Origin of the sequence: Methylobacterium sp. 1030, from assembly GCF_040544715.1 — a bacterium.
GTDB lineage: Bacteria > Pseudomonadota > Alphaproteobacteria > Rhizobiales > Beijerinckiaceae > Methylobacterium.
In genome coordinates, this window is the sequence record NZ_JBEPKM010000019.1 from 39,433 (window position 1) to 64,786 (window position 25,354).

Annotated in this window: 23 protein-coding genes, 1 tRNA gene and 1 riboswitch; of the genes, 16 read left to right on the plus strand and 8 right to left on the minus strand. The window is 70.6% G+C overall.

The window, feature by feature from the left end:
* The first annotated feature begins 1 nt into the window (after position 1).
* Positions 2 to 451: a nucleoside 2-deoxyribosyltransferase gene (locus ABIC30_RS24650; protein WP_354456189.1), complete on the plus strand. Its 450-nt coding sequence runs from the start codon at positions 2 to 4 to the stop codon at positions 449 to 451.
* A gap of 10 nt (positions 452 to 461) precedes the next feature.
* Here the strand turns inward: ABIC30_RS24650 and ABIC30_RS24655 are convergent, their stop codons facing one another.
* Together ABIC30_RS24655 and ABIC30_RS24660 are read right to left on the minus strand one after the other, a co-directional pair.
* Complete coding sequence (locus tag ABIC30_RS24655; protein ID WP_354456190.1) at positions 462 to 1,037, minus strand: ATP/GTP-binding protein; 576 nt, start codon at positions 1,035 to 1,037, stop codon at positions 462 to 464.
* Positions 1,038 to 1,333: 296 nt separating this feature from the next.
* A tRNA-Ala gene (locus tag ABIC30_RS24660) sits at positions 1,334 to 1,409 on the minus strand.
* 123 nt (positions 1,410 to 1,532) lie between these two features.
* Here ABIC30_RS24660 and ABIC30_RS24665 point away from each other — a divergent pair.
* Both ABIC30_RS24665 and ABIC30_RS24670 read left to right on the plus strand, forming a co-directional pair.
* Positions 1,533 to 1,835, plus strand: a complete 303-nt coding sequence (locus ABIC30_RS24665; protein ID WP_020091350.1) for a YggT family protein — start codon at positions 1,533 to 1,535, stop codon at positions 1,833 to 1,835.
* 12 nt (positions 1,836 to 1,847) lie between these two features.
* Positions 1,848 to 2,891, plus strand: a complete 1,044-nt coding sequence (locus ABIC30_RS24670; RefSeq protein ID WP_354456192.1) for a MaoC family dehydratase — start codon at positions 1,848 to 1,850, stop codon at positions 2,889 to 2,891.
* Positions 2,892 to 2,941: 50 nt separating this feature from the next.
* On the opposite strand, the gene ABIC30_RS24675 is transcribed toward ABIC30_RS24670, so the two are convergent.
* The 3 genes from ABIC30_RS24675 to ABIC30_RS24685 all read right to left on the minus strand — a co-directional run bounded on the left by ABIC30_RS24675 (position 2,942) and on the right by ABIC30_RS24685 (position 4,948).
* Positions 2,942 to 3,574: an outer membrane protein gene (locus ABIC30_RS24675; RefSeq protein WP_020091348.1), complete on the minus strand. Its 633-nt coding sequence runs from the start codon at positions 3,572 to 3,574 to the stop codon at positions 2,942 to 2,944.
* A 93-nt stretch (positions 3,575 to 3,667) separates the two neighbouring features.
* Positions 3,668 to 4,216 carry a formaldehyde-activating enzyme gene (locus ABIC30_RS24680; RefSeq protein WP_012321386.1) on the minus strand — a complete coding sequence of 183 codons (549 nt, stop codon included), beginning with the start codon at positions 4,214 to 4,216 and terminating at the stop codon, positions 3,668 to 3,670.
* A gap of 168 nt (positions 4,217 to 4,384) precedes the next feature.
* Positions 4,385 to 4,948: a L,D-transpeptidase gene (locus ABIC30_RS24685; protein ID WP_020091347.1), complete on the minus strand. Its 564-nt coding sequence runs from the start codon at positions 4,946 to 4,948 to the stop codon at positions 4,385 to 4,387.
* A gap of 270 nt (positions 4,949 to 5,218) precedes the next feature.
* Here ABIC30_RS24685 and ABIC30_RS24690 point away from each other — a divergent pair, with 270 nt between their 5' ends.
* The 9 genes from ABIC30_RS24690 to crcB all read left to right on the plus strand — a co-directional run bounded on the left by ABIC30_RS24690 (position 5,219) and on the right by crcB (position 17,087).
* A complete protein-coding gene (locus ABIC30_RS24690; protein ID WP_020091346.1) occupies positions 5,219 to 5,647 on the plus strand; it encodes a hypothetical protein in 429 nt (142 codons plus the stop codon).
* A gap of 156 nt (positions 5,648 to 5,803) precedes the next feature.
* Entirely contained in the window at positions 5,804 to 7,084 is a 1,281-nt protein-coding gene (locus ABIC30_RS24695; protein WP_026604651.1) for an efflux RND transporter periplasmic adaptor subunit, read from the plus strand.
* A gap of 18 nt (positions 7,085 to 7,102) precedes the next feature.
* Complete coding sequence (locus tag ABIC30_RS24700; protein WP_234081649.1) at positions 7,103 to 10,261, plus strand: multidrug efflux RND transporter permease subunit; 3,159 nt, start codon at positions 7,103 to 7,105, stop codon at positions 10,259 to 10,261.
* A 312-nt stretch (positions 10,262 to 10,573) separates the two neighbouring features.
* Positions 10,574 to 12,190: an ABC transporter substrate-binding protein gene (locus ABIC30_RS24705; RefSeq protein ID WP_100252894.1), complete on the plus strand. Its 1,617-nt coding sequence runs from the start codon at positions 10,574 to 10,576 to the stop codon at positions 12,188 to 12,190.
* A gap of 10 nt (positions 12,191 to 12,200) precedes the next feature.
* Positions 12,201 to 13,181: an ABC transporter permease gene (locus ABIC30_RS24710; protein WP_042672011.1), complete on the plus strand. Its 981-nt coding sequence runs from the start codon at positions 12,201 to 12,203 to the stop codon at positions 13,179 to 13,181.
* 175 nt (positions 13,182 to 13,356) lie between these two features.
* Positions 13,357 to 14,328, plus strand: coding sequence for an ABC transporter permease (locus tag ABIC30_RS24715; RefSeq protein ID WP_042672010.1), 972 nt, complete (start codon positions 13,357 to 13,359; stop codon positions 14,326 to 14,328).
* Positions 14,329 to 14,467: 139 nt separating this feature from the next.
* A complete protein-coding gene (locus ABIC30_RS24720; protein WP_056524459.1) occupies positions 14,468 to 15,448 on the plus strand; it encodes an ABC transporter ATP-binding protein in 981 nt (326 codons plus the stop codon).
* Positions 15,445 to 16,425 (plus strand): ABC transporter ATP-binding protein, encoded by a 981-nt coding sequence (locus ABIC30_RS24725; RefSeq protein ID WP_056524456.1) that lies wholly within the window; start codon positions 15,445 to 15,447, stop codon positions 16,423 to 16,425. Before ABIC30_RS24720 ends, ABIC30_RS24725 begins: the two co-directional genes overlap by 4 nt.
* 89 nt (positions 16,426 to 16,514) lie before the next feature.
* Positions 16,515 to 16,576: riboswitch (Fluoride riboswitch) on the plus strand.
* A 79-nt stretch (positions 16,577 to 16,655) separates the two neighbouring features.
* Entirely contained in the window at positions 16,656 to 17,087 is a 432-nt protein-coding gene (gene crcB, locus ABIC30_RS24730) for a fluoride efflux transporter CrcB (protein ID WP_020091338.1), read from the plus strand.
* A 37-nt stretch (positions 17,088 to 17,124) separates the two neighbouring features.
* On the opposite strand, the gene ABIC30_RS24735 is transcribed toward crcB, so the two are convergent.
* The gene (locus tag ABIC30_RS24735) at positions 17,125 to 17,568 is read right to left on the minus strand and encodes an MEKHLA domain-containing protein (protein ID WP_234081656.1); all 444 of its coding nucleotides are present in this window, start codon (positions 17,566 to 17,568) and stop codon (positions 17,125 to 17,127) included.
* A 6-nt stretch (positions 17,569 to 17,574) separates the two neighbouring features.
* The gene (locus ABIC30_RS24740; RefSeq protein WP_234081659.1) at positions 17,575 to 18,735 is read right to left on the minus strand and encodes an SMP-30/gluconolactonase/LRE family protein; all 1,161 of its coding nucleotides are present in this window, start codon (positions 18,733 to 18,735) and stop codon (positions 17,575 to 17,577) included.
* Positions 18,736 to 19,043: 308 nt separating this feature from the next.
* Here ABIC30_RS24740 and ABIC30_RS24745 point away from each other — a divergent pair, with 308 nt between their 5' ends.
* Positions 19,044 to 19,772 carry a nucleotide-binding protein gene (locus ABIC30_RS24745; RefSeq protein ID WP_234081662.1) on the plus strand — a complete coding sequence of 243 codons (729 nt, stop codon included), beginning with the start codon at positions 19,044 to 19,046 and terminating at the stop codon, positions 19,770 to 19,772.
* 19 nt (positions 19,773 to 19,791) lie between these two features.
* On the opposite strand, the gene ABIC30_RS24750 is transcribed toward ABIC30_RS24745, so the two are convergent.
* Positions 19,792 to 21,177 (minus strand): M20/M25/M40 family metallo-hydrolase, encoded by a 1,386-nt coding sequence (locus tag ABIC30_RS24750; RefSeq protein ID WP_020091334.1) that lies wholly within the window; start codon positions 21,175 to 21,177, stop codon positions 19,792 to 19,794.
* Between the two features lie 273 nt (positions 21,178 to 21,450).
* Between ABIC30_RS24750 and ABIC30_RS24755 the strand changes: the two genes are divergently transcribed.
* From ABIC30_RS24755 to ABIC30_RS24765, 3 genes are read left to right on the plus strand one after another with little or no spacing between them, the layout of a single operon-like run.
* Positions 21,451 to 21,975, plus strand: a complete 525-nt coding sequence (locus tag ABIC30_RS24755; RefSeq protein ID WP_026604649.1) for a (2Fe-2S)-binding protein — start codon at positions 21,451 to 21,453, stop codon at positions 21,973 to 21,975.
* A complete protein-coding gene (locus tag ABIC30_RS24760; protein ID WP_020091332.1) occupies positions 21,972 to 22,979 on the plus strand; it encodes an FAD binding domain-containing protein in 1,008 nt (335 codons plus the stop codon). The genes ABIC30_RS24755 and ABIC30_RS24760 overlap by 4 nt, the downstream gene beginning before the upstream one ends.
* An 8-nt stretch (positions 22,980 to 22,987) precedes the next feature.
* A complete protein-coding gene (locus tag ABIC30_RS24765; protein ID WP_020091331.1) occupies positions 22,988 to 25,240 on the plus strand; it encodes a xanthine dehydrogenase family protein molybdopterin-binding subunit in 2,253 nt (750 codons plus the stop codon).
* The last annotated feature ends 114 nt before the right edge of the window (positions 25,241 to 25,354 follow it).

Below are 25,354 nucleotides of genomic sequence, written 5' to 3' on the forward strand. Positions count from 1 at the left end.
CATGATGAAGGTCTACATCTCCGGCGCGCTGCAGGCTTCTCGCGACCTGGCAGGCGCGCGGGCACTCTACGAAGCTGCCGCCCTCGCCGTTGAGGAGGCCGGGCATACGCCTTACCTCCCGCACAAGCACACGGATCCCGTCAAGGCCGCAGACCTCGACGCAGTCTCCGTCTTCCGGCGTGACATGGCTAACCTGCGCGCCGCTGACCTCGTCGTTGCGTTCCTCGACGAGCCATCCCTCGGCGTGGGCGCCGAACTGGTCCTCGCGCGGGAGGCCGGGACGCCGGTCCTGGCGCTTCACGCTGCCGGAACCGGCGTCTCCAGATTCGTGGCCGGGTATCTGTCCGACCGCCGATCCCGCGTGGAAACCTATGTCGACCGGCAGGGTATGGCCGATGCCGTCGTCACGTTCGTCACCGCGCACGAACCGCACCTCAGGCGCGTCTCCTAGCGGGGAGCGCTCACCTTTCGGCCCGCCGCGCAGCCTCGATCAGCGCTACGACCGCCGCAGCTCTTTCCTCCACGGTTCCGCGGACGACCGACCTAGGTGTTGCGAATTGCTCGTAGAGGGCATCGATGGTGTGGTCGATCTCGGCTTGGAATGCCTCTCCCGCCTCCCGGGTGCCATCATCTATGGCTGGAAACTCGATGGGCAGCTTCACGATGAGGTCGTAGCGCCCAATCCAGGCCTGCACCGCGCTCGTCAGCGCTCGCCCTTCGGGCGAGGCGCCAAGCTCTGGAAACAAGGCGACCGTGTACGCGAGATGGTCGACGACCGTACGGTCAGCCAGGACGATGTCGGCCTCCGCCTCCCGTAGGCCTTCCTCCACCACTTGGCGAAAGAAGATCAAGGCTTGGCGCAACGGCGCGTTGGTCCCGCGCCGGAAGAACCCAGGATCGTCTGCCTCCACGGCGATGACTCGTGGCACCTCACGGCAGACGGCGACCGATTCGCTCCGCGCTTCGAGCAGGGCCGCCAGATGGTTCAGCAGGGTCGTTTTGCCGGTCCCGTGGCTACCGGTGAGCGCGACTTTCATGATGACCTCCAGACGGATCCGTCCCGGAACATGCGCGGTCGTAAGCCCTCCTGATTCGGTGAGGCCGCGACTCCGCGCATGGGTGCATTGCACATCGCACCGAATGTGGCCGGCCATTAAGCCGGGGCGCGATGACGTGTCCCAAAAAGCAGCTGGACTAAAGCATCCCAGGCAGCATGCCGCAGCTACGGCATGGGATTAAAACACGCCTCATGCTGGGATTTACTGGGATTTATCAGGGAGTAGCGTACCGCTAAGCCCTTGAAGCCACTCACTTAGTTTCTGCCGAAAAGAAGTGGTGGAGCTGAGGGGATTCGAACCCCTGACCTCCGCAGTGCGATTGCGGCGCTCTCCCATCTGAGCTACAGCCCCGTCGAGGCGCCGGCCTTGTAGGCGCGGGCGGCTCAGCCTGTCAATTCCCTGTTTCAACGTCGCCCGCCGCGCGCCGCTCCGGCGCTGGGGTGCGGGCGGCCCGAAGGATACGCGCGGACCCGCATGAACGCCCTGATCTGGCTCTTCGACACGGTCGTCCAGCTTTTCATCTACGTCCTCATCGCAAGCGCGGTTCTCAGCTGGCTCGTCGCGTTCAACGTGGTGAACGTGCGCAACCCGATCGTCGCGCAGATCGGCGAGGTGCTCTACCGGCTGACCGAGCCGGTGCTGCGGCCGATCCGCAACCTGCTGCCCAATCTCGGGGGCGTCGACATCTCGCCGATCATCCTCATCTTGCTGCTGCTGTTCATCAGCCGTCTGCTGCATGAATACGCCGTGCCCGCAGCTTACGTTTACACGCAGTAGGGTCGAACGCCCGTGAAGACGAATCCTGGCCGCTTCTTCGAGGATTTCCGCCTCGGCGAGACCATCCGCCACGCCACCCCGCGCACCGTGACGGTGGGCGACGTGGCGCTGTACACGGGCCTCTACGGGCCGCGCTTCGCCGTGCAGTCGTCGGACGCCTTCGCCCGGGCCATCGGCTACCCGAAGAGCCCGCTCGACGACCTGCTCACCTTCCACATGGTGTTCGGCAAGACCGTCCCGGACGTCTCCCTCAACGCGCTGGCCAATCTCGGCTACGCCGAGGGCGGGTTCCGGCGGCCGGTCTACCCGGGCGAGACGCTCTCCACCGTGTCGGAGGTGATCGGCCTCAAGGAGAGCTCGAACCGGCAGACCGGCGTGGTCTACGTCCGCTCGGTGGGCTCCGACGAGCGCGGCGAGACCGTGCTGAGCTATTGCCGCTGGGTGCTCGTGCGCAAGCGCGACCCCGAGGCGGCGATCGCCGAGGAGCACGTGCCGAGCCTCGCCAAGGTGGTCGACCCGCAGGACCTCGCGGGCGCGCTGCCGAAGCTCTCGGCCGCCGCCTACGATACCGACCTCGCCGGCAGCCCGCACCGCTTCGCGGATTACACGGTGGGTGAGAAGATCGACCACGTCGACGGCATGACCGTCGAGGAGGCCGAGCACCAGATCGCCACGCGCCTGTTCCAGAACACCGCCAAGGTGCATTTCGACGGGCTGGCCGCCAAGGACACCCGCTTCGGCCGGCGCCTGATCTACGGCGGCCACGTGATCTCGCTGGCGCGGGCGCTGAGCTTCAACGGGCTCGGCAACGCCTTCGCCCTCGCGGGCATCAACGCCGGCCGCCACGTGGCGCCGCTCTTCGCCGGCGACACGGTCTATGCCTGGAGCGAGGTGCTGGCGACCGCCGATGTCGGCCGCGACGATGTCGGGCTCCTGCGCCTGCGGACGGTCGCCACCAAGAACCAGCCCTGCGGCGCCTTCCCGGGCCGCGCCGGCGACGGCTACGACCCGGCGGTGATCCTCGACCTCGACTACTGGGCGTTCGTGCCGAAATAGGCGGCCGCGCCCCGGACGGCACCGCTCGGCGAGGCCGGCGGGGGCGCGCCTCAGCGGATCCCGCCGCCGACCACGCCCGCCTCGACCGCCAGCGACAGGCGGTCCGTGACCGCCCACTCGACGCCCACGCCGGCCACCGGCCGGACCGCGATGTCCTGGCGCGCGAACGGCAGCGACCCCGGGGTCGGCCCGACGCGCAGCGTCTGGTGCAGGGCCAGGGCGCCGGTCTTGGCGTAGACCAGCACGTCCGGCGCGACGAGGGTGCCGACCTTCACCTCCAGGGATCCGGCGAAGTCGTTGGAATAGGCGAGCCGCCCGTAGCCCGGCGTGAGGTTGCCGCCGAGGCCGGCGAGATAGTCGAACCCGCCGCTGATGCCGTAGAGGATCGGGCCCTCCTGCCACATCCGGCCGCCCTCGAACCCGATGGTCGGTCCCGAATAGCTGCCGAGATGCCGGGACGTGCTGACCGCGTAGCCGGTCGACAGGCGGGCGTAGGAGCCGGTCCAGCGGCCGTACGCGTCCTCGGGCATCTGCGGCCACGCGAAGGAGGGCAGCGGCGCGAAGCCGATGGACGGCCAGAACAGCGCCTGGGCGGCGGCGGGACCGGCCGGGAGCCAGCAGGCCCCGAGCACGAGGCCGGCCGCGAGGCGGCGGAACGGACGGGAATCGGCGCGTCTGCTCATGCCGCCATCCTACCCGAAGGCACCGGATCGCGACAGGCTTGGCCGTGGCCGCCCGCGGGATCGTGCGCGCCCCGCCCGCCGCTGACCGGGCGCTCAGATTTTTCCGTCGAGGCCCATCTGGTAGTACTTGTGGGTGATCTTGTCCTGGTTCTCGAGGAGCCAGTCGATCGAGGGCTCGTTGGTCATGGCCTTGCGGATCGCCTCGGTCATGCCCCGGCGCTGGATGTCGAACAGCGCCTTGTGGTCGACGTGCTGGGCCTCGATGACGCCGGGGCTGAGCCAGACCGAGCAGATGATGCCGAGGTCGTTGGCCTTGTGCTTGGGGATGTAGCCGGCGCGCACGGCGTCCAGCACGCCGTTGGCGATGGCGAACTGGACGGTGCCCATCAGGATCGAGGTGTACTTGCTCTCGGTGACACTGACCTTGGACACGCACAGGGTGACCGGGCGGACCATGATGTCGGTGTTGAGCAGGGCGAAGACGCGGCTGTGGCCGACGACCTGATCGCCGGTCAGCGTGGCCAGGGCGGTGCCGACCGGCCCGTCGAGCTCGCCGATGATGACCTCGGGCTCGGAGGCGGTGTTGGGCGGCCCGCCCGCGACCAGGGCCTCGCCGGCCCGCAGGATGATGCGCTCGTTCATGCTGTCCCTCGTGGCGGTCGGGCGATCCGGCTCTGCCCGACGGCGCGGCTCCTAACACCGGCCCGCCGCGCCTGTCGACGCGGGCGGGCGCACGCCACCGGCTGCGGCTCCGCGGCGCGGGAGGAGGGGGCGGCCGGAGGGGGGCGGCCGTCGCGGCCGCCCGCCCGGTCAGTCGCGCACGATGACCTTGGTGCCGACGCGGACCCGGTCGTAGAGGTCGGTCACGTCCTTGTTGGTCATGCGGATGCAGCCGGACGAGACCGCCGCGCCCATCGTCTCGGGCTCGTTCGAGCCGTGGATGCGGTAGAGCGACGAGCCGAGATAGAGGGCGCGGGCGCCCAGCGGGTTGTCCTGGCCGCCGGCCATGTACCGCGGCAGGTCGGGGCGGCGGGCCAGCATCTGCTGCGGCGGGCGCCAGTCCGGCCACTCCTTCTTCATGGTGACGGTCTTGGTGCCGGACCACGAGAAGCCCTGCCGCCCGACGCCCACGCCGTAGCGGACCGCCGCGCCGCCGCCGAGCACGTAGTAGAGTCGGCGCTGGCGGGTCGAGACCACGATGGTGCCGGGCTTCTCCTTGCCGGTCCACGCCACCGTCTCGCGCGGGATCGCCTGGCTGCGGAAGATGTTGAGGAAGTCCGCGATCGGACCCCTGTCCAGCGGGTTGGCGGCCGCCGCCGGGGCGCTCCCGAGCAGCAGGCCCGCGAGCCCGAGTAGCGCGATCCGTCTCGCCATGGTCTTCCGTCCTCCGTTCGTCGCGGCGCGGGGACTCGCGGGTCTTCGCGGGTCTTCGCGGATCTCGGCGGGTCTTCGCAGATCTCGGCCAAGCCCGCGCGGAACCCCTGCGCGCATGGGGCGAGCCGGCCCGGACTTCACGGCAAGGTTGAGGCCGGGCCGCCGGTATGGCCACTTCCGGGCGCAGCTGTGTGCTGCGCGCAACACTGGGCGGGTGGCGCGACGCCGTGGGTGATTGCGCGCGGCGACAGCCGTGCTTATCTCAGACTCGTGATCCGATCCGCTGCTCTCCTGACCCGCCGCGCCGCGGGCCTGCCGGACCGCCTCGCCCGGGGCCTCGCCGCGCTGGCGCTGCTCGTGCTCGCGACGGCCGCGCTGGTGGCTGCGCCCGCGCGGGCCGAGGCCGCGCGCCCGGAGGGCCCGGCCTGCGCCATCGCGAGCCCGCGCCTGACGATCCTGTCCGGCACGCCGGACGCGCAGCCCGAGGCTAAGCGGTCCGAGGCCAAGCGTTCGGTCTTCGGCCGCACCGATCTCTGCGCCGCCGACAGCGAGATCCTCACCGAACTGGGGCTGCCGCGCCCGCCGGTCGACGCGCCGCGCCCCCGTCACACTGTCAACGCATCGTTCGACTACAGGTCCGACAGCGTACCGGCCTCCGCGCCGGACGGTTCGCCGCACCGGCCTCCACGCCGGGCCTGACGCGCGCGCCGGTCTCGCGGCCGGCATGATGGCGCGCCCGTCCTGATCTTCGTCCGACCGGCCTCGTGACCGGTCCCGGGATCTGACTCGACGATGCGCGGGCCCACGCTCCGCGCCAGCCTCAGCAGACGCATGCTTTCAGGAGCGTCGGTAATCGTGACCCGCACTTTGTCCGCCAGAATCCCGTCGTCGTTCCGCGCCTCGGCCCGCGCGACCGCCCTCCTGCCCGCGGCCCTGCTCCTGCTGGGTGTCGCCGCCTGCAACCCGAAGCAGGTCGCCGCGCCGGCCCCGCCGGTGCCGGAGGTCGGGTTCGTCAAGGTGGAGCCCCAGGCGATCCCCTACCTGCGCGACCTGCCGGGCCGCGTCGCGCCGATGCGCATCGCCGAGGTCCGCTCCCGGGTCTCCGGGCTCGTGGTCAAGCGGCTCTTCGAGCAGGGCAGCCAGGTCAAGGAGGGCGACATCCTCTACAAGATCGACCCGGCACCCTACGAGGTCGAGCTCGCCAGCGCCGAGGCGGCCCTCGCCCGCCAGGAGGCCGCCCTGGTGCTCGCCCGCCAGCAGGCCGACCGGCTCGAGCAGCTGCTCTCCCGCGCCACCGCGAGCCAGGCGCAGTACGACGCCGCCTTCGCGGCCAAGAAGCAGGCGGAGGCCGAGGTGGCCGGCGCCAAGGCGACCCGCGACCGCGCGCAGCTCAACCTCGGCTGGACCGACGTGCGCGCGCCGATCACCGGCCGCATCGGCCGGGCGCTGCTCACCGAGGGCACGCTGATCGAGCCGGGCTCTACGGGCGCGCTCGCCACGATCCAGCAGCTCGACCCGATCTACGTCGACATCACCCAGTCGGTCGGCGAGCTGAACCGCCTGCGCCGGGACCTCGCGAGCGGCGAGCTGGCGCGGCTGGAGGACAACACCGCCAACGTCCACCTGATCATGGATGACGGCTCCCTCTACCCGCTGGCGGGCCGGCTGCTGTTCTCGGACGTCACCGCCGACCCGAGCACCGGCCAGGTGACGCTGCGGGTGCAGTTCCCGAACCCGCACGACGAGCTGTTCCCCGGCATGTACGTGCGGGCGCGGATCAAGCAGGGCATCGATTCCGACGCGATCGCGGTGCCGCAGCAGGCGATCCAGCGCACCGACGACGGCCGCGCCGAGGTCTGGATCGTGCGCGCCGACGAGACCGTGATGCGCCAGCCCGTCGAGGTCGGGCCGGTGGTCGGGCAGAACTGGCTGATCCGCTCGGGCCTCAAGGCCGGCGAGCGCGTCATCATCGACGGCTTCCAGAAGATCACCGTCGGCGCCAAGGTGAAGCCCCTCGACCAGACCCCGGTCCACGGCGAGACCGGACCGAAGCACGACACCGACGAGGCGCCCGACGTGCCGGGCGACAAGGCGGAGGTCACCCCGCGGGCCGCCGCCGTCCAGCAGCGCCACTGAGTCCGGGAGAGCCCGATCATGGCACGCTTCTTCATCGACCGCCCGGTCTTCGCCTGGGTGGTGGCGCTGTTCATCTGCCTCGGCGGCGCGCTCGCCATCCCGAACCTGCCGGTGGCGCAGTACCCGGTGATCGCCCCGCCCTCCATCGCCCTGTCCACGGCCTATCCGGGCGCCTCCGTGGAGAGCCTCTACATCGGCACCACCAGGCTCATCGAGGATGAGCTGAACGGCGCCGCCAACATCATGAGCTTCGAATCGACCACCGACTCGTTCGGCTCGGTCAACATCACCGCCACCTTCCAGCCCGGCACCGACCCGTCGCTCGCCTCGGTCGAGGTGCAGAACCGGCTGAAGCGCGTGGAGGCGCGTCTCCCGGCCGAGGTGCGCCAGCAGGGCATCCTCGTGGAGGAGGCCTCGGCCGCGACCCTCAACATCATCACCCTGGTCTCCAAGGACGGGTCGATGGACGAGGTCGGCCTCGGCGACTTCCTGATCCGCAACGTCATCAACGAGATCCGCCGCATCCCCGGCGTCGGCCGCGCGACGCTCTACTCGACGGAGCGGTCGCTGCGCGTCTGGGTCGATCCCGACAAGCTGCGCGGCCTCTCGCTCAGCGCCTCGGACGTCACCGACGCGATCCGCAACCAGAACGTCCAGGTCGCCTCAGGCTCGGTCGGCGCGCAGCCGAGCCCGACCCGGCAGGCGCTCACCGTGCCGATCATCGTGAAGGGCCAGCTCGGCACGATCGAGGAGTTCGGCGCCATCGTGCTGCGGGCCAATCCCGACGGCTCGAACGTGCGCCTGCGCGACGTCGCCCGGATCGAGCTCGGCGGCGACGCCTACCAGTTCTCCACGCGCCTCAACGGCGGCCCCGCCGCCGGCATCTCGGTGACGCTCGCCCCGGACGGCAACGCGCTCGAGACCGCCAAGGCGATCCGCGCCAAGATGGTGGAGCTGTCCCAGTTCTTCCCGCCGGACCTGAAATGGGACATCCCCTACGACATCACCCCGGCGGTGGAGGCCTCCATCGAGAAGGTGCTGCACACGCTGGTCGAGGCGGTGGTGCTGGTCTTCCTCGTGATGTTCCTGTTCCTGCAGAACATCCGCTACACCCTGATCCCCACCATCGTGGTGCCGATCGCTCTCATGGGCACGGTCACGGTGATGTGGATCTCGGGCTTCTCGGTGAACGTGCTCACCATGTTCGGCATGGTGCTGGCCATCGGCATCCTGGTCGACGACGCCATCGTGGTGGTGGAGAACGTCGAGCGGATCATGAACGAGGAGGGGCTGCCCCCCAAGGAGGCCACCAAGAAGGCCATGGGGCAGATCACCGGCGCGATCATCGGCATCACCCTGGTGCTGATCGCCGTGTTCATCCCGATGGCGTTCTTCCCCGGCTCGGTGGGCATCATCTACCGGCAGTTCTCGATCGCGATGGTGACCTCCATCGCGTTCTCGGCGCTGCTCGCCCTGTCGCTGACGCCGGCGCTCTGCGCGACCTTCCTGAAGCCGATCGAGAAGGGCCACGGCCACGCCAAGGGCGGCGTGTTCGGGATGTTCAACCGCTTCGTCGATCGCGAGACCGCCCGCTACGGCCGCGGCACCGCGGCGTTCATCCGGAAGTCCGGCCGGGTGATGCTGGTCTACGTCGCGCTGGTGGCGGGCACGGCCTACGCCTTCGTCAACCTGCCGGAGGGCTTCCTGCCGGTCGAGGACCAGGGCTTCTTCACGGTCGACATCCAGACGCCCCCGGGTGCCTCCTACAACCGCACCCAGGAGGCGGTGCGCAAGGTCGAGGAGCACCTGCTGGCGCAGCCCGGCGTCGCCACCGTGACGATGCTCAACGGCTTCTCGTTCTCGGGGCAGGCCCCGAGCACCAGCCAGGCCTTCGTCACCCTCAAGCCGTGGAGCCAGCGCGACGCCAAGAACTCGGCCGCCGCGCTCGTGGCCGGCACCAACGCGGCCCTCGCCACGTACCGCGACGCCACGGTGGACGCGCAGGAGCCGCCGCCGGTCGACAACCTCGGCAACGCGGCGGGCTTCTCGTTCCGCCTGCAGGACCGGGCCAACCGCGGCTACGCGGCCCTGCTGTCGGCCCAGGAACAGCTCCTGAAGCTGGCCTCGCAGAGCCCGGTTCTCCAGAAGGTGAAGATCGAGGGCCTGCCGCCGACCCCGCAGGCGGAGCTGGTGATCGACCGCGAGAAGGCGGCCGCGCTCGGCGTGAAGTTCGAGGACATCAACAACACGATCCAGCTCAACCTCGGCTCGGTCTACCCGAACGACTTCCCCAACCGGGGCAAGATGCAGCGGGTCTACGTGCAGGCCGAGCAGCTCCAGCGCATGAACGCGTCGGACATCCTCAACTACGCGGTGAAGAACGCCACCAACACGATGGTGCCGATGTCGTCCTTCGCGGAGCTGAAATGGAGCATGGGGCCGAGCCAGATCGTCGGCTTCAACGGCTACCAGTCGGTGCGCTTCACCGGCGAGCCGAACCCCGGCTACACGTCGGGCGACGCCATCGCCGAGATGGAGCGGCTGATGCTGCAGCTGCCGAAGGGCTTCGGCTACGCCTGGACGGGTCAGTCCTACCAGGAGAAGCAGGCGGGCAGCCAGGCGAGCCTGCTGCTCGCCCTGTCGGTGCTGATCGTGTTCCTGTGCCTCGCCGCGCTCTACGAGAGCTGGGCGATCCCGGTCTCGGTGATGCTGGTCATCCCGCTCGGCGTCATCGGCGCGGTGGCGGCCGTGTACCTGCGCGGCATGCCCAACGACGTGTACTTCAAGATCGGGCTGATCACGATCATCGGCCTCTCGGCCAAGAACGCGATCCTGATCGTGGAGTTCGCCAAGGACCTCTGGAAGCCCGGCACCTCCGTGGTGCGGGCCGCGGTCGAGGCGGCGACGCTCCGGTTCCGGCCGATCGTGATGACCTCGCTCGCCTTCATCTTCGGCGTGGTGCCGCTGGCCATCGCCACCGGCGCCGCCTCGAAGAGCCAGCAGGCGATCGGCACCGGCGTGATGGGCGGCATGATCACCGCGACCGTGCTGGCGGTGTTCTTCGTGCCGGTCTTCTTCGTCGTCGTCATGCGCCTGTTCCGGCGCAAGGCGGTGGCGGAGGGCGAGGTGGCGGAGGCCGAGACGCGGCACGAGCCGGCGCGGGTAGCGGCCGAGTAGGCCGGCGCCGGCCGCGCGCTCCGTCATCGCGAGCGGAGCGACGTGACCCAGGGCAGCGCGCCGTCGCGCGGCGCCGCCCTGGATGGCTTCGGTGCGCTCGCCAAGACGGGGCGCGTCTAAGCCGCGATTCTGTAACGGGGATGAAGCGGGGAAAACGCGCTTCGGAACGCGCTTCGGAAGACACGAGATGTCGCGCCCCCGCGACAGGCTCGGCCCTCGTCTTGTATACAGATGGTCCGATGCTTGCTGACGCCGCGGTGGACACCGCCGGGGCAGCCGGCCGGTGGCGCATTCACGGTCTCGGAGATCCGCTTGTCCCGCTCAGCCCTGAAGACCCTCGCCCGCGGCGTGGCCGCGAGCACGGTCGCGACGTTCGCGTTCGCCGCGCTGCCCGCGCAGGCCGCCAACGTCTTCCGCTTCGCCTTCCAGGGTGACCTGAAATCCCTCGACCCGTACTCCCTCAAGGAGAGCTTCACGGAAGGGATGCAGCAGGCGGCCTACGAGTCCCTCGTCACCCTCGACAAGAACCTGAAATTCGCCCCCGGCCTCGCCGAATCCTGGGAGACGCCCGAGCCGACCCGCTGGCGCTTCCACCTGCGCAAGAACGTGAAGTTTCACGACGGCTCGCCGTTCACCGCCGACGACGTGATCTTCTCCGCCCAGCGCGTCCGCGCCCCGGGCTCGAACTTCACCACCAACGTGCCCGCCGACGCCGAGTTCGTGAAGGTCGACGACTTCACCGTCGACATGGTGCTGAAGAAGCCGAACCCGATCGCCATCGCCCAGTTCCCGACCTGGGTGATCATGTCGAAGGCGTGGTCCGAGAAGAACGGCGTCGTGCAGCCGACGCCGCCCAGCGCCACCAGCCCGAGCTACGCCACGCTGCACGAGAACGGGACCGGCCCGTTCGTGATCACCGAGCACCAGCCCGGCGTGAAGACCGTCTTCAAGAAATTCGACGGCTACTGGGGCAAGGTCGAGTCGAACCTCGACGAGGCGGTGCTGACCACCATCGCCAACCCGGCGACCCGCGTCGCCGCGCTCCTCTCCGGCGAGGTCGACTGGATCGACCCGGTGCCGCTGCAGGACCAGCAGCGGGTCAACGCCAGCGGCACCGCCACCGTGATGGCGGGACCTGAGCTGCGCACGATCTTCCTCGGCATGGACCAGGACCGGGACGAGCTGAAGGATTCCAGCGTCAAGGGCAAGAACCCGTTCAAGGACATCAAGGTGCGCGAGGCCTTCTACCTCGCCATCGACGAGGACACGATCGCCAAGCGCGTGATGCGCGGGCAGGCGGTGCCCTCCGCGCTGATGATCGCCCCGGCCCTCTACGACCGCGGCGCCGAGTTCAAGCGCCCGGCCACCGACCTCAAGAAGGCCAAGGAGCTGATGGCCCAGGCGGGCTACCCGGACGGGTTCTCGCTGACCATGGATTGCCCGAACGACCGCTACGTCAACGACGAGGCGATCTGCCAGGCGGTGGTCTCGATGCTGGCCCGCATCAACGTCAAGGTGAACCTGAACGCCCAGCCGAAGGCCAAGTACTTCGCCAAGGTGCTGGCGCCTGCCTACGACACCTCGTTCTACCTGCTGGGCTGGACCCCGTCCTCACTGGACAGCCACAACATCCTCTACGAGATCGTCGGCTGCCGGAAGCCCGGCGACAAGTCGGGCCGGGGCAGCTGGAACCTCGCCGGCTACTGCGACCCGAAGATCGACGCGATCGCCGACAAGGTCGAATCCGAGACCGACAAGACCAAGCGCGACGCCCTGATCAAGGAGGGCTTCGACGTCCTCAACGCCGACTGGGGCTACATCCCGCTGCACCAGCAGGCGCTGGCCTGGGGCGTCTCCAAGAAGGTCCACCTGACGCAGCGCGCCGACAACCTGCTGCTGCTCTACTGGGTGTCGAAGGACCCGCAGTAGGGGCCGGGGCGTGCTCGCCTTCCTGCTGCGCCGGGTGATCCAGGCGGCCGCGGTCCTCGCGGTCGTCGGGCTCATCGCCTTCGCGATGTTCCGGTTCGCGGGCGACCCCGTGAACCAGATCGTCGGGCCCGACACCACCGTGGCCGAGCGGGCCCAGATCCGGACGGATCTCGGCCTCGACGACCCGGTCCTGGTCCAGTTCGTCCGCTACGCCGGCAACGTGGTGCGGGGCCAGTTCGGCATCTCGTACCAGTTCCGGCAGCCGGTCTCGCAGCTGCTCGCCGAGCGCATGCCGGCGACGCTGGAACTCGCCTTCTGCGCGACGGTCTTCGCCCTGGTGGTGGGAATCCTGATGGGCGTGTACTGCGCGCTGCGCCGGGAGTCCTGGCTCGCCGGGCTGTTCCAGGCGGTCTCGCTGATCGGGATCAGCCTGCCGACCTTCCTGATCGGTATCCTGCTGATCTACCTGTTCTCGGTGACGCTGGGCTGGCTGCCCTCCTACGGGCGCGGCGACACGGTGCGGCTCGGCTGGTGGACCACCGGCTTCCTGACCGCCTCCGGGCTCAAGGCGCTGATCCTGCCCTCGGTGACGCTCGGCCTGTTCCAGATGACGCTGATCATGCGGCTGGTCCGCGCCGAGATGCTGGAGGTGCTGCGCACCGACTACGTCCGCTTCGCCCGGGCGCGGGGGCTCACCACCCGCGCCGTCCACCTGCGGCACGCGCTCAAGAACACCCTGGTGCCGGTGATCACCATCGCGGGGCTGCAGCTCGGCTCGGTCATCGCCTTCTCGATCATCACCGAGACGGTGTTCCAGTGGCCCGGTATGGGCCTGCTGTTCGTCCAGGCGGTGCAGAACGTCGATATCCCGATCATGTCCGCGTACCTGCTGCTCGTCGCGCTGATCTTCGTGACCATCAACCTCGTGGTCGACATCCTCTACACGGTGGTGGACCCGCGCCTGCGGCTGCCCGCCGGGCGGACGGCGTGAGGTCGGACATGACGGACTCCTCCGCTTGGCCACCCCGTCATCGCGAGCGCAGCGAAGCGACCCAGGGTAGCGCGCGTCCGGTCGGCGTGGCGCTGCTGGATTGCTTCGCTCCGCTCGCAAAGACGGTGGCTGCCTCCCTGAGCTTCCCGACTGGACATGGCGTGAGGGGCGGCCGATGAGCGGATACGACCTCGACGCGGGCGACGCCCCGCCGGTCCCATTGCCGGAGGCGAAGCCCTCGCGGCTCGCGCGCTGGCGCGACTCCGACCTGCTGGCGAACTTCCTGCGCTCCAAGGTGGCGGTGGCGGCGCTGGTCGCCACGCTGCTGATGGTCGGTCTCGCCTTCGCGTCGCCGTGGATCGCCCCGCAGAACCCCTACGACCCGGCCCAGCTCGACCTGATCAACTCCAACCTGCCGCCGATCTGGCAGGCGGACGGTCAGGCGCCGTTCTATCTCGGCACCGACGACCAGGGCCGGGACGTGCTCTCGGCGGTGCTGTACGGCCTGCGCCTGTCGCTGATCGTCGGCGTGCTCGGGGTGCTGACCTCCGGGATCCTCGGCATCGCGCTCGGCCTGATCGCCGGCTACGCGGGCGGCTTCCTCGACACGCTGATCATGCGGGTCGCCGACGTGCAGCTCACCTTCCCGGCGATCCTGATCGCCCTGGTGGTGGACGGCGTCGCCAAGGCGAGCTTCGGCAGCGCCCTCGACGTCGGGCCCTTGATCGGGCTGATCGTGGTCTCGATCGGCCTGTCCTTCTGGGTGCAGTACGCCCGGACCGTGCGCTCCTCCGTGATGGTCGAGAAGGGCAAGGACTACGTCCAGGCGGCGCGGCTGATCGGCCTGTCGCCGCCGGTGATCATGGTCCGCCACGTCCTGCCGAACGTCACCGGCCCGGTCTTCGTGATCGCGACGATCAACCTCGCGCTGGCGATCATCACCGAGGCGACCCTGTCGTTCCTCGGCACCGGCCTGCCGGAGACCATGCCGTCGCTCGGCACGCTGATCCGCACCGGCAACCGGTTCCTGTTCTCCGGCGAGTGGTGGATCGTCGCCTTCCCGGGCCTGGCGCTCGCCGGGCTCGTCATCGCCATCAACCTCCTGGGGGATTGGCTGCGCGACGCGCTCAATCCGAAGCTGCAATGATCGGGCATCGTCATCGCGAGCGCAGCGAAGCGACCCAGGGCAGCGCGACATTGGTGACCATGGCGCCGCTGGATTGCTTCGCTCCGCTCGCAAGGACGGGAGTGGCCGTCCGACGGCCCGACGCCGGAACGGCCAAGGCATGACCGACACCATCCTCTCCGTGCGCGACCTGACGGTCGCCTTCGACACCCGCCGCGGGCCGCTCACCGCCATCGACCGGGTCTCGTTCGACATCGGCCGCGGCGAGATCCTGGGCGTGGTCGGCGAGTCCGGCGCCGGCAAGTCGGTGACCGGCTCGGCGGTGATCGGGCTGATCGACCGCCCCGGCCGGATCGCCGGCGGCGAGATCCGCCTGCGGGGCGAGCGCATCGACAACCTCTCCCCCGAGGCGATGCGGCGCGTGCGCGGCAAGCGCATCGGCATGATCTTCCAGGATCCGCTGACCTCGCTCGACCCGCTGTTCCGGGTCGGCGACCAGATCGTCGAGACCCTGCGCACCCACACCGACCTGTCCGCCAAGGCGGCCCGGACCCGCGCCATCGATCTGCTGGCCGAGGTCGGCATCCCGGCGCCCGAGCGGCGGATCGACGGCTACCCGCACGAGTTCTCCGGCGGCATGCGCCAGCGGGTGGTGATCGCGCTGGCGCTCGCGGCCGAGCCGGAGCTGATCATCGCCGACGAGCCGACCACGGCGCTCGACGTCTCGGTCCAGGCCCAGATCATCACGCTGCTGAAGCGCCTGTGCCGCGAGCACGGCACCGCGGTGATGCTGGTCACCCACGACATGGGCGTCATCGCCGAGGCCGCCGACCGGGTCGCGGTGATGTATGCCGGGCGGGTGGCCGAGATCGGCCCGGTCGCCTCGGTGATCGCCAAGCCCCACCACCCCTACGCGGTCGGCCTGATGGGGGCGATCCCGACCCTCTCGCAGGAGGCCGACCGGCTCAGCCAGATCCCGGGCTCGATGCCGCGGCTCACCGCCATCCCGAAGGGCTGCGCCTTCAACCCGCGCTGCCCGAAGGTCTTCGCCCGCTGCCGGGTCGAGCGGCCCGAGCCGATCCCGGTCGACGCGAGCCGGGTGGCCTGTCACCTGTACGATGCAGCGGAGCGCGCAGCGTGAGCGCCTACGTCGAAGTCACCGACCTGCGCCGCCAGTTCGACGTCTCGAAGCCCTGGCTCAACCGGGTGATCGAGCGCGAGCCGCGGAAATTCCTCACGGCGGTCGACCGCGTCGGCTTCGAGATCCGGAAGGGCGAGACCTTCGCGATCGTCGGCGAATCCGGCTCCGGCAAGTCGACGGTGGCCCGGATGGTGGTCGGCCTGCTGCCGCCCACGGCCGGCGAGGTGCGGATCACCGGCGTCTCGATGACCGACCCGCGCCAGGCCGCGGCGCGGCGGCGCCTGCGCGCCCGGATCCAGATGATCTTCCAGGACCCCTACGCGTCCATGAACCCGCGCTGGCGGGTCGGGAAGATCATCGCCGAGCCGATCCGGGCCTTCGACCTGATCCAGGGGGAGGGGGCGATCCGCGCCCGGGTCGGCGAGCTTCTGGGACTTGTCGGCCTCCACGCGGATGATTCCAAAAAATACCCGCACGAATTCTCAGGCGGGCAGCGCCAGCGGGTGGCGATCGCCCGGGCGCTGGCGAGTCAGGCCGAGTTCCTGGTGGGCGACGAGCCGACCTCGGCGCTCGACGTCTCGGTGCAGGCGCAGATCCTCAACCTGATGCGCGACCTGCAGGACCGGCTGGGGCTGACCTACCTGTTCATCTCCCACAACCTCGCCGTGGTCCGCCACATGGCGACCCGCGTGGGCGTGATGTATCTCGGCCGCCTCGTGGAGGTCGCGTCCGCCAGGGACCTGTTCGCGACGCCGCGCCACCCCTACACGCGGATGCTCCTCGACGCGGTGCCCGACCTCGCCCATGTCGGCCGCGCCCGGGTGCCGGTCTCCGGCGAGATCCCGAACCCGATCGACCCGCCGCCCGGCTGCACCTTCAACCCGCGCTGCCCGCTCGCCAACGACCGCTGCCGGACCGAGGTGCCGGCGCTCCTCGACGGCGTCGCCTGCCACGCCGTGCAGGAGGGGCGGGCCTGACAAGCGGGCCTGACAAGCGGGCCTGACATGCGGGCCCGGGGGCTGCCCCGGGCGGCCGTTGCGCTCGGCCCGCGCAGGCGCTATGGGCCGTTCCCGATGGGGATGGAGTTCCCCGAAACCGCCCGTCAGGGCTGATGACTCCTACCGCGAAACCGGCGGTGGGAGTGCGTCTTGCAAGTACCCGCCGCGACGGCGGGTTTCTCATGCCCGCCCGACGCACTGGAGCGCGCATGTCCTTCACCACCTGCATCCTGGTCATGATCGGCGGTGCCCTCGGCACCCTGGCCCGCTACGTCGTCTCGGTGCTGGCGCTGCCCATCAGCCGCGACCTGCCCTGGGGCACGATCCTCATCAACGTGACGGGCTCGTTCATCATCGGCCTGTTCGGCACGCTGACCCTGGCGCATGGGCGCTTCCCGGTCTCCGAGAACGTCCGCCTGTTCGTGATGATCGGGCTGTGCGGCGGCTACACGACCTTCTCGTCGTTCAGCCTCCAGACCCTCGACCTCATGCGGAACGGCGCGGTGGTCCGGGCCATGGTCAACGTGTTCGCCTCGGTGGTGCTCTGCGTCCTCGCGGTCGCGCTGGGCCACGTCGTGGCGGCCCACTGGAACGGCGGCGCCGTGCAGATCGCCCAGGTCAGCATCGAGGAGGACGGCTGACCGGGCGGCGGCTGCGCGCATCGGCGCGGCCCGGCCCTCACGCGTCGCGCCACTGGGCGAAGGTCGCGGCCTGCCCCACCGTCGCGCCGTCGCGGTCGAGCTGCCAGACCACCGCCTCGTCGATCCAGAAGCGCCGGCCGTCCTTGGCGATCCGCAGGCCGCGATAGCCGCGGCTGAAGCCCTCCCGGGTGACCGCGTCGAGGAGCCGCTGCCGCTCGGCCCGCTCGGGGGCCTCGGCCGAGAGCCGCGAGGGCAGGCCGACGAGCTCGTCCCACGCGTAGCCGAAGCAGGCCTGCGCGGTCCGGTTGGCGTAGACGAAGCGCGGATCCGCGCCCCCGTCATGGGCGAGCACCGCGAACGGGGCCTCCGCGTAGAGCCAGTCCGCGTCCGCATCCGCCGGCACCAGAGGCTCGCCGAGGCGCCGCGCGTAGCTGCCGGTGAGCAGGGCGAAGAAGTCCGGGTCTTGCGAGAGGTCCGTCATGATCCGCTACAGGACTGGGTCGGCGTCGATGCGCATGCGCAGGATCGCGTAGGGCGGCTGCTGCAGGTCCCGCCCGCGGTTGAATTCCGGCCGCCGGTTGACCTGGGCCGCCGAGATATAGAGCCACCGGTCCGGGGTGATCCAGAACGTGTCGGCCCAGACCAGCCGGTCGTCGGCGGCCAGCACCTCGACGGTGCCGTCCGGCAGGCGCCGGCCGACCGCGTTGTGCTCCTGCAGGCTGAGATAGACCCGGTCCCGGGAATCGGTGGTCAGTCCCCCGGTCATGCCCTTCTCGCCGAGATCCTCGACGGCGGCGGCCACGGCCGCGTCCGCGACGCCCGGATCGCGCAGGGCCGCGGTCTCGACCGCGTAGAGCCGCCGGCTCATCAGCGGCGCGTAGTAGAGGCGGCGGCCGTCCGGGCTGATCGCGATGCCGTTGGCGCCGCCCTTCGGGCTCTTCTCGGGCGCGTCGCCCTTCCGCTCCATCACGGGGCGGCGCTCCACGAACTTGACCAGGCCCTCCTCGGACCGCGTGCTGACGTGGTCCGCGAGGCGCCGCACCACCCGCCCGCTGTCGAGGTCGACCGCCAGGATCGCGCCCGCGCCGGACTGGCCCTGGTCGGTGACGTAGGCCAGAGCCCGCCCGTCGCGCACATCGACCCGCAGGTCGTTCAGGGAGGAATCCGGGCCGATGCCCGCGTCGAGGGGGATCGTCCGGCGGACGCTGTTCCGGCCGATATCGATTGCCAGGATCTTCGCGCCGCCCGGCACCGGCCGCCCCTTGCCCGCGGGCAGGCCGGCATCGAGGATCCAGAGGGTGTCGTCGCGGTCGAAGACGCCGTTGGGGACGTGGAACAGCGACGCCTGCGGCGCCCCCGGATCCGGGCGGTTGGTCGCCGCGTCCGGGTAGGGCTTCACCGACCCGTCGGGCAGCACCTCGCCGAGGGTGATCGGCTCCGCGCCGGTGAAGCGCGGCATCATCACGAAGATCCGGCCGCCCCGGGCGATGGCGAGCCCCGTGGGGGTCGAGGGCGCGTCCGCGGCGATGGCGAGCTCCAGCGTCCCCACGGGCCGGCTCGTCGGGGGCGACGGCGTCGCGGCGCGCGCCGCGGGGGCGGCGAGGGCCAGGAGACCGGTTCCGAGCAGGCGGCGGCGGTCGAGGCGCATGGGAATCCTGTCGCGGAGCTTGTCGGGGCGGGGGTCTTGGCGCGCCGCTCAACCTGTGGGGATGCCGGCCCAACGCGCGGGCCCGGCGCGCGATCCCGCGATGCGGTATCGCGGCGGCCTCGCGGCGGAATTCCGGGACCGGTCCCCGGGCCCGGTGATCGGGAGCCGCCTCGGGGCGGTCCACAGGTGCCGGGGCGCGACGCTGGCTCCGGCCCACGCCGTCACGCTAAGCACGGTCGTGCCGGGCGTTCGATTCGGCGCCGCACGGGCCGCGGCCCGGCTAGCAGATGTGGAGAGGTGGGACACGCATGGATCCCGAAGGATCCGAACCGGCGCCGGAGACCGCGCCCCGGCCCGCCGCCGGGCCGCTGCGGGTCCTCGCCCTGGCGGTGCAGAAGGGCGGGACGGGCAAGACCACCCTGGCGGCCTCCCTGGCGGTCGCCGCCGCGGAAGCGGGCGAGCAGGTGACCGCCCTCGATCTCGACCCGCAGAGCTCGCTGGCCGGCTGGGGGGCCCTGCGCAAGGCCGACGGCAGGAGCGACCGCGCGCGCGACGCCGTCGCGGTCGACCGGGTCCAGCCCTGGGAGATGGGCCAGCTCTCGGAGATCCTCGGCATCCTCGCCGAGCAGGGCACGACCCTCGCCGTCCTCGACACTGCCGGCAGCGCGTCCGGCCTCGCGCCGGCCCTGAAGGACGCCGATTTCGTCCTGATGCCGGTCCGCCCCTCCCGGCTCGACATCGTGGCCGCCCGGCCGACGCTCCAGGCGCTGGTCGGACTCGGCCTGCGGGAGCGGCTGGCCCTGGTGCTGAACCAGTGCCCGCCGCCGCCCTCGCCGCGCACCAGCGCCTACGCGGCGCAGCTGCGCGCCCTGGGCGTGCTGGCCGAGCCCGGGATCATCCACCGGGTCGACCACCAGGACGCCCTGGCGACCGGGCTCGGCGTCACGGAATTCGCCCCCGGCAGCCAGGCCGCCGAGGAGGTCCGGGCGCTCTGGGCCTGGGTCGACGGGAAGATGCGGTCGGCGCCCGCCCGCTGAGATCGGCCTTCCGCCGGGATCAGCCCTGGCCGAGGGCCGCGAGGATCCGCGCCCAGGAGCGCGTGCCCTTGTGGAAGCTCGTCAGGTCGTACTTCTCGTTCGGCGAGTGGATCCGGTCGTCGTCGAGGCCGAAGCCGATCAGCAGGGTGTCGCGCCCCAGGATCCGCTTGAAGTCGCCGACGATCGGGATCGAGCCGCCCGCGCCCACGGTCACCGCCGGCACGCCCCACTCGTCCTGCAGCGCCGCCTTGGCGGCCCCGAGCTGCGGCATGTCGAAGGGCAGGCTGATCGCCCGCGAGCCCTTGTAGGTGATGACCTCGACCTGGCAGTCGGCCGGCACCCGCGCGCGCACGAAGGCCTCGAAGCTCTCGGCGAGCCGCTTCGGGTCCTGGTCGTCCACGAGGCGGAACGAGACCTTGGCAGAGGCGGTGGAGGCGATCACCGTCTTGGTGCCCTCGCCCGTATAGCCGCCGATGATGCCGTTGGCGTCGCAGGAGGGGCGGGACTGCACCAGCTCGATCGGCATCCGCCCGCGCTCGCCCGCGGGCTCCTTGAGGCCGATCGGCCCGAGCAGCGTCTCCGGCGTCAGGCCGAGGCCGCGCCACTGCTCCAGCAACTCCGGCGGGCGCTCGTGAACGCCCTCGTAGAAGCCCGGGATCGTCACCCGCCCGTCCGCGTCGTGCAGGTCGGCGATGATCTTCGACAGAACGTGGATCGGGTTGCGCGCCGCGCCGCCGAAGAAGCCGGAATGCAGGTCGCGGTCGGCGCAGGTGACCTTCACCTCGAAATAGGCGAGCCCGCGCAGCGACGACGTGATGGCCGGGGTCTTCCGGTCCCACATGCCGGTGTCGCAGACGAGGACCACGTCGCAGCCGAGTCTCTCGCGGTTGGCCGCGACCCATTCGGGCAGGCCTTGTGATCCACTCTCCTCGGCGCCCTCGATCAGGATCGTGACGCCGCAAGGCAACTCGCCGTGCATGGCGATATAGGCCCGACATGCCTCCACGAAGGTCATCACCTGACCCTTGTCGTCGGAGGCGCCGCGCCCGACGATCGTCTTGCCGCCCTGGCCGTCGTCAGCGATGTGCGGCTCGAAGGGCGGCGTCTTCCACAGGTCGAGGGGATCGACCGGTTGCACGTCGTAATGGCCGTAGAACAGGACGTGCGGCGCTCCCGGCTTCGGCCGGTGGGCCAGGACCACCGGGTGGAGCGAGGTCTCCTCCACCGAGGTCTCGAAGCCCAGCGCGGTCAGGTCCTGGGCGAGCCAGGCGGCGGCCTCGCGGCAATGCCCGGCATAGGCGGGATCGGTGGAGATCGACGGGATCCGCAGGAAGGCGAACAGCCGCTCCAGGGCGTTCTCCAGGTCCGTGTCGATGTCGTTGAGGATCGCGTCGAGCGCGGCCATCGGTGGCTCCGGGGTGCGGCGTGGACTCTGCGGGAAGGAGGGTTAGCCGAGGCGAGGTGGGGCCGGCAATGTCGGACGGTGCGGCGGCCGATATGCGCGCCGCAGGCGCGCCACCCTCGCTCACGGGTTGAGACGGCGCGCTCCGGAACAGGCGCAGATTGGAATGGTTATCGACCGGAAGCCCAGGCCGCGGCCCGCGCGTCGCTGCCGGTCGCTGCCCCGGACCGATCCGCTCCCGCCCGGCCCCGGCCGGCCCAGACCGTGGACGACATCATGCGCCTCGAGACCCAGCCGCCGGTGTCGGCGGACACGCCGATCGGCATCACGCTGACGATCAACGGGCAGCGGCGCGAACTGCAGGTCGCACCGTGGACCACGCTCCTCGACCTCCTGCGCGAGCGGCTCGACCTCACCGGCACCAAGAAGGGCTGCGACCACGGCCAGTGCGGGGCCTGCACGGTGCTGGTGAACGGCACCCGGGTGAATTCCTGCCTGACGCTGGCGGTGATGAAGGACGGGGCCGAGATCACCACGGTCGAGGGGCTGGCCGCCCTCGGCGACCGGGCGGGCAGCAACGCCCTCCACCCGATCCAGGAGGCGTTCATCGAGCACGACGCCTTCCAGTGCGGCTACTGCACGCCGGGCCAGCTCTGCTCGTCGGTCGGCCTGATGAACGAGGGCCACGCCCACACCCGGGACGAGATCCGCGAGGCGATGAGCGGCAATATCTGCCGCTGCGGCGCCTACACCAACATCGTCGACGCCATCGAGGACGTCATGCAGGGAGGCGCCCGATGAACCGCTTCGACTACGTCCGCGCCGGCACGGTGGCGGAGGCGGTGCAGGCCTTCGGGGCCGGGGCCCGCTTCATCGCCGGCGGCACCAACCTGATCGACCTGATGAAGTACGAGGTCGAGAAGCCGGGCCGGCTGATCGACATCACCCGCCTGCCCCTCGACCGGATCGAGGACAGCGGGGACGGCCTGCGGATCGGGGCGCTCGTGACCAACGCCAAGGCGGCCTACGACGATCGGGTCGCGGCCCGGTACCCGCTCCTGCGCAACGCCATCCTGGCCGGCGCCTCGGCGCAGCTGCGCAACGCCGCCTCCACGGGCGGCAACCTGCTCCAGCGGACCCGCTGCTACTATTTCTACGACGTGGCCACGCCCTGCAACAAGCGCGCGCCCGGCTCCGGCTGCCCGGCGATCGGCGGGATGAACCGCATCCACGCGATCTTCGGGACGAGCGCGCACTGCATCGCCACCCACCCCTCCGACATGTGCATCGCGCTGGCCGCCCTGGAGGCCACCGTGCGGGTGAGCGGACCGCAGGGCGACCGGTCGATCCCGTTCTCCGAGTTCCACCGCCTGCCGGGGGATTCGCCCGAGCGGGACACGAACCTCGCCCCCGGCGAGATCATCGTGTCGGTCGACCTGCCGGAGAGCCGCTTCCCGCAGCACTACACCTACCTGAAGCTGCGCGACCGCCTGTCCTACGCCTTCGCGCTGGTCTCGGTGGCGGCGGCCCTGGAACTCGACGGCGACCGGGTGAAGACCGCGCGGCTGGCGCTCGGCGGCGTCGCCCACAAGCCCTGGCGCAACCGCGAGGCCGAGGCCCTGCTGGAGGGCAAGCCCGCGACCCGCGAGAGCTTCCAGGCGGCGGCCGACCTGATCGTCGCGGAGGCCAAGCCCCAGTCGGAGAACGGCTTCAAGATCGATCTCGCCCGGCGCGCCATCGTGCGCGGCCTCGAGCAGGCCGCCGCCGGCACGCCCCAGTCGCTCAGCGACAAGCGCATCCAGTAGGTTCTGCCATGACACAGACCTTCAGCTCCACCGGCCGCGACACCTTCGTCGGCAGCCCGCGCAGCCGCATCGACGGGCCCGCCAAGGTGACCGGGCTCGCCAAGTACGCGGGCGAGTTCGCCGCGCCCGACCTCGCCTACGGCTATGTGGTGTCGAGTTCGATCGCCAAGGGCCGGATCACCGCCATCGACTCGGTCGAGGCCGAGGCGGTGCCGGGCGTCCTCAAGGTCCTGACCCACGAGAACCGGCCGCGGACCGCGTGGCGGGACAAGAACTTCCAGGACCAGGTGGCGCCCCCCGGCTCGCCGTTCCGCGCCCTCTACGACGACCTGATCGTGTTCAGCGGCCAGCCGGTCGCCCTGGTGGTGGCGGAGGATTTCGAGACCGCGCGCTACGCCGCGTCCCTCGTCCGCGTGAGCTACGCGATGGAGGAGCCCGGGACCGACCTGGAAGCCCTGCGCGGCACCGCCTACGACCCGCCCTACAAGCGCACGGGCATCAAGCCGCCGCCGGAGCCCTGGGGCGACGCCGACAAGGCGTTCGGCAGCGCGCCGGTCCGCGTGCAGGGCGCCTACAGCCTCGCCGACGAGCACCACAACCCGTTGGAGCCGCACGCCTCCACGGTGGTGGTCGAGCAGGACGGCACCTACACGGTCTACGACAAGATCCAGGGCGTCTCGAACAGCCACCAGTATCTCACCAACGTCTTCGGCCTGAAGCCCGATCAGGTCCGGGTGCTCAACCCCTATCTCGGCGGCGGCTTCGGCTCGGGCCTGCGCCCGCAGTACCAGCTGTTCCTGGCGATGCTGGCCGCCCAGGAGCTGAAGCGCTCCGTGCGCGTGACCCTGACCCGCGACCAGCTGTGGAGCTTCACCTACCGGTCCGAGGCGCTGCAGACGATCGCGCTCGGCGCCGAGGCCGACGGGAGGCTGACGGCCCTGCGCCACGACGCCGTCCAGGGCACCTCGCAGTACGAGGATTACCAGGAGGTCGTCGTCAACTGGTCGGGCGTCCTCTACCGGTGCGACAACGTCGCCCTCGGCTACCGGCTGGTGAAGCTCGACACGCCGACGCCCGGCGACATGCGCGCCCCCGGCGCGGTGACCGGCGTCTTCGCCATCGAGACCGCGATGGACGAACTCGCCTACGCGACCGGGCTCGACCCGATCGACCTGCGGCTGAGGAACTACGCCGAGTCCGACGCCACCGCCGAGGGCAAGCCGTTCGGCTCGAAGGAGCTGAAGAGCTGCTTCCGGCAGGGCGCCGAGCGGTTCGGCTGGGCGAAGCGCAGCCCTGAGCCCCGCTCCATGCGCGAGGGCCGGGAGCTGGTCGGCTGGGGCGTGGCCACCGGCATCTGGGAATCGATGATGATGCAGTCGAGCGCCATCGCGACCCTGACGCCGGACGGCCGCCTGACGGTCGGCAACTCCACCGGCGACATCGGCACCGGCACCTACACGATCCTGACGCAGATCGCGGCCGACACGCTGGGCCTGCCGATGGACGCGGTCACCACCAAGCTCGGCGACACCCGCCTGCCGGAGGCCCCGGTCGCCGGCGGCTCGTGGACGGCCGCCTCCTCGGGCACCGCCGTGATGAAGGCCTGCCGCAACGTCGGCGCGCAGGTGTTCAAGCTCGCCCGCGCAATGGAGAACTCGCCGCTGGCCAACGTCGACTTCGACCGCGCCGTGTTCGCGGACGGCCGCATCGCGGTCGCGGGCGATCCGGGCCGCAGCGTGTCGCTCGTCGAGGTGCTCCAGGCGGCGGGCGTCGACAAGGTCGAGGCCGTCGAGGAGGCCGGGCCCGACAAGGACTTCAATCAGAAATACGAGGCCTACACCCACTCGGCGATCTTCGCCGAGGTGAAGGTCGACGAGGAGCTGGGTCAGGTCCGGGTCACCCGCATCGTCTCGGCGATCGCGGCCGGCAAGGTGCTGAACCCGAAGACGGCGCGCAGCCAGATCCTCGGCGGCGTCGTGATGGGGATCGGCTCGGCCCTCGAGGAGGAGTCGATGCTCGACCACCGCATCGGCCGGTTCATGAACCACAATCTCGGCGAGTACCACGTGCCGGTCCACGCCGACATCTACGATATCGACGTGATCTTCGTGGAGGAGGAGGACAAGGCGAACCCGCTGGGCGTGAAGGGGCTCGGCGAGATCGGCATCGTCGGCACCGCGGCCGCCATCGCCAACGCGGTCTTCCACGCCACCGGCAGGCGGGTGCGCGACCTGCCGATCACCGTCGACAAGCTCCTGTGAACAGCGGATGTTTCACGGGAAACATTGACGGTTCGGCAAGGAGTCGCGCGGATCACGCTGGGCCGCGCCGTCAGCGCGAGCGCAGCGAAGCGACCCAGGGCGACGCGACATCGT